Below are 12,333 nucleotides of genomic sequence, written 5' to 3' on the forward strand. Positions count from 1 at the left end.
GCGGGGCGCGTTTCGCTGGACGAGCGGCCGCGGCTCGCCAATCCTTGAGCGCATGAAGCTGACCAGCATCGCCGCAGAGACCGTGCAGATCGCGAGTCGCGGCGAGTACATCGCGCCCTCGGGCGCGACCGTTCGCATCCGCGACCGCGTGCTCGCCGCGGTGAAGGGCACCGTGCTTTACCGGCCCGGATCACTCGACGCCTGGGAGCCGAAGGAGCGCCTCGACGGCCCGGCGGCGATCGAGGTCACCGGCGAGACCACGGGGGCGGCGGGGCGGCGGCTCATCGAGCAGGAGGGCCAGGCCCGCGTCATGGCCCTCAACTTCGCTTCCGCCAAGAACCCCGGGGGCGGGTTCCTGCGCGGGGCCAAGGCCCAGGAGGAGGACCTCGCCAGGTGCTCGGCGCTGTACGCGTCGCTCGTCGAGCAGCGCGAGTATTACGACCAGAACCGCGCCTGCGGGAGCTTTCTCTATACCGACCACATCATCTACTCGCCGGACGTGCCGTTCTTCCGCGACGAGCAGCACGCCCTCCTCGACCGGCCGTTCGCGCTGTCGCTCATCACGGCGCCGGCGCCGAACGCCGGCGAGGCGTTCCAGCGCGACGACGTCACGGACCAGGAGATCCGGGCCGCCCTGGAGCGCCGCGCGGACATGGTGCTCGCGGCGGCGGGCGCGCACGGGCACCGGTGCCTTGTCCTCGGGGCGTGGGGGTGCGGCGTCTTCCGCAACGATCCGCGCGAGGTCGCCGACGTCTTCGCCCGGTGCCTCGCGCGCCCGCGCTTCCGCGGCGCGTTCTCGCGCGTGGTGTTCGCTGTGTACGACCGGGGCGCCGATCGGCCGAACTACCGGGCCTTCCAGGAGCGGTTCGCGCAGGCGTAAGCGCGCACTGCCGCCGGCGCCTCCGATCCCGCGCGCGCCGTCACGGCCCCGCGCGGATCACACCGTGGGATCCCCACCCCGGAGCTGCGCGGACGTCGCGCTCCCCGCCTACCTCCACCGCTACAATCGAGGACTGACCCCTTCCACCGGGTCCGTTTCCAATTGTCGGGTCGCGATCGAAGAGCGAGAGTCATGGCTCGGACTTGAGGACGATCGACGACAGGCTCGCCGCGCTCCTCGCCGCGGCCGTCTTCTCCGCGTCACCCCTGCTCCTCTGCGGGTGCGCATCGCCCGCGCCCGCGCCGCGGGCCGTCGCGCAGGGGGCCGCGGCGCCGCTCGACCAGCGCTTCGCCAGCGAGCCCGTGCCGACGCCGCGCTTCCCCGATCCGGAGCGCGGGCGGAAGCTCCGCGCGGCAGCGGCCGACGTGCAGGCGCTCGCGCGGCGCGCCGCGGAGAGGGAGCGCTCGCCGGCGCTCGCGCTCGGCGTCGTCATCGACGACGAGCTCGCGATCCAGGCGGTGCTCGGCGTGCGGGACGCCGCGGCGGGCGGAGCGGTCGACGAGCACACGCGCTTCCGCGTCGGCTCCGTCACCAAGCCGCTGACCGCGGCGGCGATACTCCGGCTCCGCGACGAAGGGCGGCTGTCGATCGACGCCCCGGCGGCGCGCTACCTGCCGGCGCTCACCGGCGTCGTCTACCCGACGCGCGACGCGCGGCAGATCACGGTCCGCGACCTGCTCACGCACAGCTCCGGCCTGCCGCGGCTCGGCGTGTTTCCCCCCGCGTCGACGTCGCGCGACGTCACCGAGCGCGAGATCCTGGCCACGCTCGACGGCTTCGGGCTCGAGAGCGCGCCGGGCACCGCGACCTCCTACTCGAACCTCGGCTATTCGCTCCTCGGGCTGGTCGTCGCGCGCGCCGCCGGCGTGCCGTACCGGCGCTACATGAGCGACGCGGTGCTCGGGCCGCTCGGCATGCGCGACGCCGCCTGGGACCCGTCGCAGGTGCCGCCCGGCGCGCTCGCCTCGCCCCACGCGCGCGGCGTCGACGGCGGCGTTGTGGCGCCGATCCAGCCCTGGCGGCTCGGGGCCTCCGAGGCGACCGCGGGGCTCTACGCGAGCCTCGCCGACATGGGTCGCTTCGTCGGGTTCGAGCTCGCCGCCTGGCCCGCGCGCGACGCGCCCGAGACGGGGGCCCTGCGGCGGAGCACGGTGCGCGAGTCGCACCTGATGGCGCGCAACGGCTCGGCGTTCCCGGCCGCCGGCGACGACGACGGCCCCGGGCTCGGCTGGCACGTGCGCGAGGACTGCGATCTCGGCCACATGGTCTTCCACAACGGCCTGATCGACGGCTTCTCCGCGTCGGTGACGCTCCTCCCGCAGCGGGGCGTCGGCGTCGTCGCGCTCGCCAACGTCGCCGGCGCCGATCTCGAGTCGCTCAACGCGGACGTGCTCGGCCGGCTCGCGGCGACCGGCGCCATGGAGGCGCGCGTCGTCCCGCCCTCCCCGCCCGTGCGCCGCGCCGCCCAGGCCGTCGCCTCGGTCATCGGCCGCGCGCGCACGGGGGCGCTCGATCGCAGGCTCAGGCCCGGCTGGTTCCCGGAGGCTCACCTCGCCTCCCTGCGAAAGGCGCTGCGCGACGCCGGCGCGCGGGTCGGGGCGTGCGCGCTCGACGGCTCCGCCGTCGTGGAGAGCGCCACGGCGGCGCGCTTCGGCCTGCGCTGCGAGCGCGGCGCGCTCTCGGTGGCCGTGCGTGTCGACACCTCGCCGGACGCGCGGATCACGTCGCTCAGCGTGGAGGAGCAGACCGGGGCGATCGCCCGGGAAGCCCCCGGCCCGAGCGACCGCCCAGCCCGCTGCCGCTGAGCGATCTGCAGCCCGGTGGGTTCGCCACTCCTGCTAGTGTAACCGCGCCCATCGTCCCGGGCGTCGAACCGTCCCCCTCACATCGCGGAGACCCGCTTGAAGCACAACGACGTGGTGGTTTTGATCCTCGGCGGAGGCGTAGGAAGCCGCCTCTACCCGCTCACCAAGCTGCGCTCGAAGCCAGCCGTCCCGACCGGCGGCAAGTACCGGCTGGTCGACATCCCGATCAGCAACTGCCTCAACTCGGGCTTCAACCGCATCCACATCCTCACGCAGTTCAACTCGGTCTCGCTCCACAACCACATCACGCAGACATACCGATTCGACGTCTTCTCCGCCGGCGCGGTGCAGATCCTCGCGGCCGAGCAGACGCCGACCCACAGCGACTGGTACCAGGGCACCGCCGACGCCGTCCGCAAGCAGCTCGTCGAGGTGAAATCGCCGAACCCGCGGGACGTCATGATCCTCTCGGGCGATCACCTCTACCGCATGGACTACGAGCCCTTCCTCGAGCACCACCGCGAGACCCGGGCCGACGTCACGCTCGCCGTCCGCCCCGTCCCGACGGCCGAGGTGTCGCGCCTCGGCATCGTGGACACCGACGACACCGGGCGAGTGGTCAAGTTCGTCGAGAAGCCGAAGGACATGAAGCTGCTCGACAGCGTGCGGCAGCTGCCCGATCCGGCGAACCCGTGGCTCGCCTCGATGGGCGTCTACATCTTCAGCGCGAAGGCGCTCTACGAGATGCTCGAGCACGACAACGCCTCCGACTTCGGCAGCCACATCCTCCCCCGGGCGCTCGACACCCACCGGATGATGACCTACACGTTCGACGGCTACTGGGAGGACATCGGCACGATCCGCAGCTACTACGAGGCCAGCCTCGCGCTCACCGACTCCGATCCTCCGTTCTCGTTCTACGACCCGCAGCGGCCGATCTACACGCGCCCGCAGTTCTTCCCCCCGGCCCACGTCACCGCCGGCTCGGTCCTCGACCAGGTGCTCCTCGCCGAGGGGAGCCGGATCATCGAGTCGAAGATCTCGAGGTCGGTCGTCGGGCAGCTCTCCTCCATCGGGCCCCACGTCTCCATGTCGAACACGGTCATGATGGGCGCGGACTACGAGTCGCTGTTCCAGGCCCACGGCCCCGAGAGCACGAGGGGTCTGCCGCCCATCGGCATCGGCCGGGGGTGCACGATCGACGGCGCGATCATCGACAAGAACGCGCGCATCGGCGACGGGGTGGTGATCCGCAACATCCCCGACCGGCCGGACACCGACGCCCCGTACTACGCGGCCCGGGAGGGCATCGTGGTCGTCCCGAAGAACGCCGTCGTCCCGCCGGGCACGGTCATCTGAGCGCGGGCCGCGCCCCGGCCGCCGAGGGGACGGCGGCTGGCGCGCGGGCGGAAGGGGCGCTCGCGCGGCTAGGCCAGGCTAGGCCAGGCTAGGCCAGGCAAGGTAGCTAGGCAGAACGCCGCCGCGGCGCCCGGCCACTCGCCCCTCGTCGGCTGGGCCCCGGTCTGGTAAAGAGCGCCCTTATGCGAATCTGCATCCTCGGCGCCACGGGCCTTGTCGGCCGCGAAACCATCACCCTCATCGCGCGGGCCTGGCCCGGCGCGACGCTCGCCCTGTTCGCGAGCCGGGACCAGGAGCTCACCCTCGACGGCAAGTCGTACGAGGTGCTCAGTGCGTCGCGCCTCGAGGCGCAGGACGCCCCCCGCGGAGACCTCGCGTTCGTGGCGCTGGATGACGATCACAGCAAGCGGTACGTCCCGCGGCTCGTGGAGCTCGGGTACCGCGTGATCGACAAGAGCAACACGTACCGCGCCGACCCGAAGGTGCCGCTCGTCGTCGCCGGGGTGAACTCGAGCATCGTCGACGACTCGGTCCGGCTCGTGGCCAACCCGAACTGCACGACCATCCCGCTGATGCTCGCGCTCTCGCCCCTGCGCCGGGAGTTCGGGCTGAGCGAGGTCACGGTGAGCACGTACCAGGCGGTCAGCGGCGCCGGCATCGCCGCCCTGGACTCGTTCCTCGCGGACGCGCGCGACGGCTTCCAGGCCCTCGATCGCCTGGGCCTGCCGTTCAAGGCGTCGGGCTACGCCGGCAACACCGTCCCGCACAACGGCGGCACCGACGAGAGCGGCTTCTCCTCGGAAGAGCGGAAGCTCATCTTCGAGAGCCGCAAGATCCTGAGCATGCCGGAGCTCGGCGTCTCCGCGCAGTGCTGCCGGGTCGGCGTCGCGGTCGGCCACTACGAGAACGCGTGGGTCACGTTCGATCGCCCCGTGGATCTCGAGCGGGTCGCGGGCATCCTGAGCGATCCGGCGAAGTCGCCCTTCGTGAAGCACCTGCCCGGCGCCGCCGGCGAGGGCCTGAGCGCGCTCCACTGCGTGCAGGACCGAGACCTCGCGCTGGTCGGGCGGATCCGCCCCGATCACCGGGACCGCGACCGGAAGAGCGTGTGCCTGACCGTGGTCGGGGACAACCTTCGGCTCGGCGCGGCCACCAACGCGGTCCGCGCCGCGACGCGCTGGTTCCCGAGCGCCGATCGCGACCTGCAGGCCCCCTGACGGCAGACGATGCAACCCACCGAGCCCCTCATGATCCTCGTCGCCGGGCCCTATCGCTCCGGCACGGGGGATGATCCGGTCCTGATCGCGGCCAACGTTCGCGCGATGAACGACATGGCCGTGCGCCTCTTCCGGGCGGGCCACCTCCCCGTCCTCGGCGAATGGTTCGCGCTGCCGCTCATCGAGCACGCCGGGTCGCGGCAGATCGGCGACGAGATCTTCAACGAGATCTTCCATCCCGTCGCCCGCCGGCTCGTCGCGCGCTGCGACGCTTGCCTGCGGATCGGCGGCCCCTCCAAGGGAGCCGACGAGATGGTCGAGCTGTCCCGCTCCATGGGCAAGCAGGTCTTCTTCGGCTTCGACGAGGTGCCGGGCTGCGGTTAGCCGCGGCGCCGCACGAGAGGCACGTGAGAGGCGCACGAGACGCCGCGGCGGCGCGGTCTCTTCAGGGCTCGGGCCCCGGCCAGCCTGCGCCGACAGGGAGCGCCTGCACGTCGGGGAAGAGCATGTAAATACGCTTTCCATCCCACGTCTGCCGGTGGGGCGGCGAGGGCGCGGCCGCGGCGACGCTCGCGCGCACCGCGCGACCGAGCGCGGCTGGGCCGTCGAGCGCCTGGCTGAGCGCCGCGAGCGCCTGCGCGAGCTCGGGGAGCGACGCGTCGCCCGACGTGCCCCGCGCGACGAGGGCGTCGACCTCGCGGCTGCGCACGCCGAAGTCCGACGGCAGCGGGTGCGCGGGCGGCGCCGTGACCGCGGCGTGGAGGAACTGGCGCTTCGCCACGCCGCCCGCCTCGCCGAAGCCGGCGACGAGCTCGAAGAGCGCCGACGCGACGCCGACGGCCGGATCGAGGTCCTTGGGGTCATGGAGCTGGGAGCCCCTGATCCCCAGGTCGTCGAGGTACTCGAACCCCGAATCGCTCAGCGCGGCCGATCGCTCCGTCTCCGGCAGGGGCGGCGCGACCCGCACCTCGCCGCTCTCGAAGACGATGACGCGGGCGTACGTGAAGCCCGCGTGCGGCACGGCGAGGCGCACGCGCGCGAGCTGCGCCGCGACCTCCACCGCCGCGCCGACCTCGAAGCGCGAGCCCGGAAGGTGGCCAGCGATGCCCGCCAGCGTCATCCCCGCCGCGTCGGGCCAGGGGCACACGGCGACGTGCCGCGGGAGGGCCTCCGTCTCGCCCGGCGCGCACACGCGCTCCAGCCCGAACGAGGCGGGGGCGAGGAGCGGCGGCCGCTGGCCCTCCATGCGCCGCAGATCGCCGAACAGCCAGGCGCGGTTCTCCCCGTGGTGCTCGGGCGCGAGCATCCGCGCGCCGACGAGCAGCGCGACGGTGCCCCCGGCGCGCGCGAGCCATGCCTCGGGCACGGAGAGGTGCTCGTACAGGAAGGCCTCGACGATGAGCTGCCACTCGCGGGGCGGCTCGGGAGGCAGGGGAGCGGCGGTTCGGTACATGGCGGGTGCGGGGCTTCGAAGAACAGCGCGCTCGGCCCCGGATGCACACACGAGACGGGCGAGCTCGTGAAGTAGCGTATCCAAGCCGGGAGCGCCGCGGAACACGGCAGCGGGCCGCTGCCGCCGATCGGCGAGCGCGCTGCCCAAACCGCCCCGACGGCGGGTGGAGAGGAAGAAGAGAAGATTCACAGGGAGACGGGGAGGCGGGGAGGCGAGAGAGGGGGATCCTTCGTGCGAGCCATCCGGCTCGCCGACGGCTTCGGGCGGCATCGCGGCGGGGTGGCTGGACAAGCCTCGAGCATCGATCCGGCGACGCGCAGCGCTGCAATCGTGCGCTCGCACGCGAACAACTCGTCGCCGGTCGAGAGCGGTGATTGCTCTTGCCCACACGTTGACACCCTCGTGGCGACGGCAGTCCTGTCGACGCCCGACGCTGCCCCTCAGGGGCCGGCGCCGGGCCCCGAGCGCGAGCGCGGACCAGGGGACGCCGAGGTCTCTTTCACCGTTCGGAGCCTGGAATGAAGACTCGATTGCGCACCATCTCGGCGATACCCGCGACACTCATCGGATTGCTCATGGCAGCGGCCTGCGGCTCGGACGCCGGCGGCGACCCGGAGAGCAGCGGCGGCGGCTCGGCGACCGGGGGCTCACCCGCCAGCGGCAACTCAGCGACGGGGGGCTCGCCCGCGAGCGGTGGCTCTGGCGCGGGCGGCGGCGTCGCGAGCGGCGGGACGTCGGGCGCCGGCGCGGCTGGCCCGGGAGGCTCCGCCGCCACGAGCAGCACCGGAGGCGGGGACCCCGGCGCGGCGAGCACCGGCGGAGACGGCGGAGGCGCGGGCTCCAGCGCGGCCGGCACAGACGGGAGCGGCGCCGGAGGGGCGGGGACGGGCGGCAGCGGAGGGGGGGACGCGGCGTATCCGTGCGACGGAGACACGAGCGGATACAACGCCGTGGTGACCCGATCCGGCTCCGACTGGATCGCCCAGAACGGCGCTCGCAACGTCTACAGCGGCGGCGACATGCGGGCCGCGATGCAGGCGGCGCTCGACAGCTTGAGCTCCGGCCGCACCAGCAAGCAGAGCGTCCTGGTCCAGGGCTCCGGGACCGTGGCCGCGAGCTCGAGGCTGAACGTGCCCAGCTACACCGTGCTCAACGTCTGCGGCACGATCGAGGTCACCGGCAGCGGCTCCGGCGACAACGCGCCCATCTACGCGCGCGGCCGGACCGACATCGAGATCCCGAACGTCACGATCAGCGGCACCCCGCTCTACGCCATGTTCTTCCGCGACGTCGAGAACCTGCGCCTCGGCCATGTCGAGCTGCGCGTCTCGAGCGGCCTCGGCGTCCGCATCGACAACCATGGACGCTCGGACCGCGCCAACAAGGTGAAGAACATCGAGATCGACCATGTCTACGCCGAGGGGACCAGCTCTCACGGCGTCGAGACCTACGGCGTCGACGACATCCGCATCGGCACCGTCATCGCGCGCGACACCGGGGAATGCGGCCTCCTCCTGAACGACACGACCAACGCCGAGGTCGGGACGGTCGACGCCGTGAACGCGGGCGCGGGCACCGGCTACGCGGCGTTCCGGCTCGCCAACCGCGCGGGGCGCATCGGCAGCGGCTACCCCACCAACATCCACGTCGGCCAGGTCATCGCCCGCGGGGGCGGGCGCGGGATCTTCTGCGTGTCCGAGAGCGGGGGCGTCACGATCGACCGGATCGATCTCGCCGACACCGGCAACAACGCGATCCTGCTCGAGAACTGCCACAACGTGAACATCGCCGCCGAGTCCGGGACCGTCGACGGCGGCGGCGACATCCGCCTGGCCGCACGCACCGAGTTCGCGAACTCCTCGGACATCACGATCCAGAACCTCACGATCACGGACACGGCGGTCAACGAGAACCCCTGCGCCGAGAACAGCACCTTCCGCAATCTCATGCTGGTGAACGCCCGCAACAACAGCTGCAATTAGAGCGGCGGTCGCCCGCTTCGGATACGGGCCCACCTCGACGTTTTCGGTGCTCAGCGCACCGGAGTGCGCTTGCGCGCCGAAAACGCCGATCTGGGCCCGTCTCCTGTGCGGGAGACCGCCGCTCTGCTCGGCATGGTGCTGAGGTCGGCGGAAATCGCTGTAGAGCGGGGTGCACAAGGCTGGAGTCACAAAAGAGAACCGCCCGCGGGTCAAGGCCCGCGGGCGGTCTTCTTCGTCAGCGGCTCGGCCTACTTGAGGCGGGCCAGCATCTCGACCTTCTCGGTGTCCAGACCCGTCCAGGTGCCCCAGCCCGTCTTGTCCGCATCGGTGTACTTGTGGTTGTAGATACCACCCGTATCACCCGACTCGGGGTTGATGGACCAGTAGGTGAAGTCCGTCATCTTCTTCTTGATGAGGTAATCCACGTACATGTTCTGCCACTCCCAGTCGTAGCGCTTGCCGGCAGGCAGGTGCGCCCACTGCTGGGCCAGCGCCGGGTCCATCTCGTTCTTCGGCCAGTCCTTCACGCCGCCGAACTCGCCGGTGATCACGCAGAACTTCTGGTCGTGCAGGAACCCGAAGTGCTCGTCCCACTGCTTTGTCAGCTTCGCGACCGTATCGGCGTTGCTGCGTTCCAGAACCAGCCCGCACCCGGCCTTGGCGGCCGCCTCGTCCTCGAGCCCGACGCACTCGGGCTTGGACTGATCGACGTGCTGCTTCTGAACGAACACTGCAGGCCCGTAGGTGTGGGGCGAGAAGCAGAGCCGATTCCTGGGGATCTGGATCGGGTACGCCGTCTGTCCGTAGAAGTTCTCACCCCAGTTCGGGTTGAGGTTCTCATCGCCGTGGGGCTCCGGCTCCAGCGTCAGGCCGCTGGCGCCCGCGGGCTGGTGGCTGCCGGACACGCCCTGAACGACCGCGATCATGTCGTCGTTCTCCTCGGCGATGACGTCGTAGCAGGCCTTGGCCATGTCCGCCCACTCGGGCCAGCTGTACTTCCACGGCTCGTTGAAGCAATCGATGCCGATGATGTTCTTGATCCCGAGCTTCTTGGGCAGCTGCGCGATCTTACGGATGTCCGCGAGCCACTTGTCGTAGTTGTAGGCGTCCTCGCCCGTAAGGCAGGTGTAGTCGTCCGCCTTGTAATCGTAGTTCTCGCGATCGCTGTCCACGTAGGGCTTGTTGTCGTCGAGCCTGCCCGCGCGCCACCCGAGGTGGTTCGAGCAGGAGTGGATGCCGATGATGACGTTCAGATTGTTCGCGCTGGCCTGCTTGAGGAAGTCCTCGAGCGCCTCGTACGCGTTGGCGTACGGGTAGACCTTCGGGTCGTTGTTCTTGATCCGGGGCGTCATGATGCTGTAGTCGCCGTCCGGGTGGCTGGCGACCAGGGTCTGCGGCGCGATGGGGAGCCGGATCGTGTTGAACTTGAGGTTGGAGCTGGTGAGCTCCTTCATCGTGTCCGCGATCGTGCGCGGGGCGTTGTTATTCGCCCACCACATCGACCCGATGAAGAGCTCCATGGCGCCGGGGCGCTCGAGATCGTCCTGTCCCTCGAGCCCGAACCAGTTGCCGCCGCGAACCTGGATCTCCGTGCCGTCCTGCGTCAGGCGGCCGTTGTCGAGGTTGACGCGGAATCTCCCGGTGGGTGAGCCGTCGGTGTCCGGCGTCGGCTTCGCGTCCGGGTTGCCGCTGCCGCTGCCGCTCGGGATCCCAGCGCCGGCGCCGCTGGTGTCGCCGCTGCTCGTCGAGCTGCCCGCGCCGCTGCCGTTGCCCACCGAGCTGCCCGCGCCGCTGCCATTGCCCACCGAGCTGCCCGCGCCGCTGCCGTTGCCCACCGAGCTGCCCGCGCCGCTGCCGTTGCCGCTGCCCGCGCCGCCGGAGCCCGTCAGCCCACCCCCGGTCGCCGCGGTCGATCCATCACCACCGCAGGCGATGCCCATCAGAGCAAGGGCGGCGAAGGAACACAAGAAGATATGGCTTCTTCGGATTCTCATAGGTTCGTTCTTTCGTTAAGCACAAATTCAGAGCACGGCGCGCTGCTTCGAGCGACAACCCCCAAGGCTCGTCCGTAAGACAATCTCAGCCAGATCAACGGTTGGTCGCGCTCGACAGTCGACCCTGCGCAGAATTCGCAATCAAGCAACACCGACGGGTTGCCAACCGGACTCGCATGTTACCCGCCACCAAACAGAGGGTCAAGACGAGACGCACCCTCCGATGCCGGGACCCAATATCGATATGGCGGTGCTTTTCCCACGAGGGTGGATCCCAGGAGGCGCTCTCCTCCAGCGGGATCCTGCAGGAGCGCTGCACGAGGGGACGACCACCACGAGGCGCTTGACTTTCAATTTGCATATGATTTGCACATGGCTTGCCGGACCACCTGGGCGCCCTGCGCTCCCGCAGGGCGCGCGGCGTCATTCGATAGGTGCGCAGCGTCATCCATCCTGCGCACAGCGTCAAACTCGACGAAAGGAGACATCGGCAGAGCTCGTCAATGGAAAAGGCACGCTGAAAGACCACGACTCGCCACGATGCCTGTCACGGGGGCACGCGGCGCGTCGACGCGTCGACGCGCCGCTCCGGCCTTCATCGATCCTGACGGCGGCGGGCGTGCCGGCGGCTGAGCGGGTAACGCTACTCCCCTCCTCTTCCGCGGCCCTCGCCCTCCCCTCGCGGTCTCCGCCAGCGCTCCGGCAGGCGCACGAGGAGCAGCGCGAGCCCCGGCAGGAGCACCATCCCAGCGAGCAGCAGCAGGGATGACGTGAGCCGCGCGGCCGAGGCGCCCACCGCGGCATAGGTCGCCGAGATGCCCAGGTTGGCCAGGGTCGTCACCGTGACGAACGCGCGCCAGGGCATGCGGCCCGCGCCCGCGAAGACGAGAGACGCCTCCGCGAGCACGGGCACGCCGCGGAAGAGGAGCAGGAACCAGCGGCCGTGCCGCTCGGCGGCCCGCGTCAGGCGCGCGAGCTCCGCCTCGCCCACCATCCGCTGCAAGGCCGGGGCGCCCGCGCGCGCGCCGACCAGATAACCCAGCCCCGAGCCCACCATCATGCCCGCCCAGGAGACAGCCGTCCCGCGCCAGAAGCCGAGCAGCCCGCCCGCCGCCGTGCTCGCCAGGCTCGATGGCACCGGCAGGACGATATCGCCCGCGAGCAATCCGCCGAGGACGAGCGCCGTCGCAATGGGCGAAGGCGGCGCCGCGAGCAGCCTTCGCGCCGCGGCCTCGAGGCTGTCGGCGAAGAGGAAGAAGGGCACGAGGATGACAAGCAGGAGCAGGCCAGAGAAGGCCGCCCACCCGGGCCAGGAGCGCCGGGAGCGCGCGACCGCGCCGGGGAGGCGGGCGCTCCCCGGCGGAGGGGTCGAGTCAGACGATCGCAACATGCAGCGCTCCAGGTCCGGTGACGGGCCGGCCGCCCCGCGAGGAGGAGCGAGCCGGCCGGCGCGCGAGTATACGTCCCTCACGCGGTCCGCCCTCGGGGGAAAGAGACGCTGGTTCAGGATTTGTTCGCGCACAGGGGGAGTCGCCTTTATCCAACAGCCCTGGAGGCGGCGGCGCGCGCAGGAAGGGCTCGAA

The 12,333-nt window shown here is 71.1% G+C and carries 9 protein-coding genes; 6 read left to right on the forward strand and 3 right to left on the reverse strand.

Going from position 1 to position 12,333, the window contains the following annotated elements; genetic code table 11:
- Positions 1-52 precede the first annotated feature (52 nt).
- The 5 genes from WMF11_RS30245 to WMF11_RS30265 all read left to right on the forward strand — a co-directional run bounded on the left by WMF11_RS30245 (position 53) and on the right by WMF11_RS30265 (position 5,705).
- On the forward strand, positions 53-880 hold the full coding sequence (locus WMF11_RS30245) for a TIGR02452 family protein (protein WP_437902710.1): 828 nt from the start codon (positions 53-55) through the stop codon (positions 878-880).
- A 203-nt stretch (positions 881-1,083) separates the two neighbouring features.
- Positions 1,084-2,745 (forward strand): serine hydrolase domain-containing protein, encoded by a 1,662-nt coding sequence (locus tag WMF11_RS30250; protein ID WP_437973166.1) that lies wholly within the window; start codon positions 1,084-1,086, stop codon positions 2,743-2,745.
- Positions 2,746-2,841: 96 nt separating this feature from the next.
- Positions 2,842-4,104, forward strand: a complete 1,263-nt coding sequence (locus tag WMF11_RS30255; RefSeq protein ID WP_437542163.1) for a glucose-1-phosphate adenylyltransferase — start codon at positions 2,842-2,844, stop codon at positions 4,102-4,104.
- Positions 4,105-4,286: 182 nt separating this feature from the next.
- Positions 4,287-5,321: an aspartate-semialdehyde dehydrogenase gene (locus WMF11_RS30260; RefSeq protein WP_437973167.1), complete on the forward strand. Its 1,035-nt coding sequence runs from the start codon at positions 4,287-4,289 to the stop codon at positions 5,319-5,321.
- Between the two features lie 9 nt (positions 5,322-5,330).
- On the forward strand, positions 5,331-5,705 hold the full coding sequence (locus WMF11_RS30265; protein WP_437973168.1) for a DUF4406 domain-containing protein: 375 nt from the start codon (positions 5,331-5,333) through the stop codon (positions 5,703-5,705).
- 61 nt (positions 5,706-5,766) lie between these two features.
- On the opposite strand, the gene WMF11_RS30270 is transcribed toward WMF11_RS30265, so the two are convergent.
- A complete protein-coding gene (locus WMF11_RS30270; RefSeq protein WP_437902712.1) occupies positions 5,767-6,774 on the reverse strand; it encodes a hypothetical protein in 1,008 nt (335 codons plus the stop codon).
- Between the two features lie 518 nt (positions 6,775-7,292).
- Between WMF11_RS30270 and WMF11_RS30275 the strand changes: the two genes are divergently transcribed.
- On the forward strand, positions 7,293-8,756 hold the full coding sequence (locus tag WMF11_RS30275; protein ID WP_437973169.1) for a right-handed parallel beta-helix repeat-containing protein: 1,464 nt from the start codon (positions 7,293-7,295) through the stop codon (positions 8,754-8,756).
- 248 nt (positions 8,757-9,004) lie between these two features.
- Here WMF11_RS30275 and WMF11_RS30280 read toward each other — a convergent pair whose 3' ends face one another.
- Positions 9,005-10,750 carry a glycoside hydrolase family 5 protein gene (locus tag WMF11_RS30280; protein ID WP_437973170.1) on the reverse strand — a complete coding sequence of 582 codons (1,746 nt, stop codon included), beginning with the start codon at positions 10,748-10,750 and terminating at the stop codon, positions 9,005-9,007.
- A 643-nt stretch (positions 10,751-11,393) separates the two neighbouring features.
- Positions 11,394-12,140 (reverse strand): TVP38/TMEM64 family protein, encoded by a 747-nt coding sequence (locus WMF11_RS30285; RefSeq protein WP_437973171.1) that lies wholly within the window; start codon positions 12,138-12,140, stop codon positions 11,394-11,396.
- Positions 12,141-12,333: the final 193 nt, after the last annotated feature.

This window comes from Sorangium sp. So ce295, from assembly GCF_051527405.1.
GTDB classification, from domain to species: domain Bacteria; phylum Myxococcota_A; class Polyangia; order Polyangiales; family Polyangiaceae; genus Sorangium; species Sorangium cellulosum_B.

Coding starts and splice junctions, on each gene's coding strand:
- WMF11_RS30245 (WP_437902710.1), top strand. CDS start 53: ATGAAGCTGACCAGCATCGCCGCAGAGACCGTGCAGATCGCGAGTCGC.
- WMF11_RS30260 (WP_437973167.1), top strand. CDS start 4,287: ATGCGAATCTGCATCCTCGGCGCCACGGGCCTTGTCGGCCGCGAAACC.
- WMF11_RS30265 (WP_437973168.1), top strand. CDS start 5,331: ATGCAACCCACCGAGCCCCTCATGATCCTCGTCGCCGGGCCCTATCGC.
- WMF11_RS30270 (WP_437902712.1), bottom strand. CDS start 6,774: ATGTACCGAACCGCCGCTCCCCTGCCTCCCGAGCCGCCCCGCGAGTGG.
- WMF11_RS30275 (WP_437973169.1), top strand. CDS start 7,293: ATGAAGACTCGATTGCGCACCATCTCGGCGATACCCGCGACACTCATC.
- WMF11_RS30280 (WP_437973170.1), bottom strand. CDS start 10,750: ATGAGAATCCGAAGAAGCCATATCTTCTTGTGTTCCTTCGCCGCCCTT.
- WMF11_RS30285 (WP_437973171.1), bottom strand. CDS start 12,140: ATGTTGCGATCGTCTGACTCGACCCCTCCGCCGGGGAGCGCCCGCCTC.